The organism is Janthinobacterium sp. GW456P, from assembly GCF_002127655.1.
Taxonomy (GTDB): Bacteria; Pseudomonadota; Gammaproteobacteria; order Burkholderiales; family Burkholderiaceae_D; genus Janthinobacterium.
Map to the genome: position 1 here is coordinate 1 of NZ_NEHB01000078.1, position 306 is coordinate 306.

At 60.8% G+C, this 306-nt stretch carries 1 protein-coding gene and 1 pseudogene; both read right to left on the reverse strand.

Annotated elements, in window-relative coordinates:
- Positions 1–125 (reverse strand): annotated as a pseudogene (locus tag CBW66_RS28865) (myo-inosose-2 dehydratase); the annotation flags it as partial.
- Between the two features lies 1 nt (position 126).
- Positions 127–306 (reverse strand): hypothetical protein (locus CBW66_RS28300; protein ID WP_086142910.1); only part of this gene is annotated, 180 nt, incomplete at its 5' end.

Sequence of the window (306 nt, forward strand, 5' to 3'; positions counted from 1 at the left end):
ACATAGCCGATCTCGGCGCCCTCTTTCAACGCCGTTTCCAGCGGGGTCTCGCCGCCCAGGCTGGGCAAATCGTCGTTCATCCACGAGATCGGGTTGATGCCGATGCGTACATTCCAGGTAGTCATTTCAATTCCTTTGTTTCAGGCGATCATTTTCATAACGGGCACGCGCAGCTTGCACGCCGGGCTGAGTCGACACTTCGGGCACGGCCACTTCCCACCAGCAACCGCCCTCTTGCGTCGTGCGCGTGTCGTCCGTGTCGATGCAGATCAAATAGGTGCGCGCAGCGGCGCGGGCGCGCAGCAT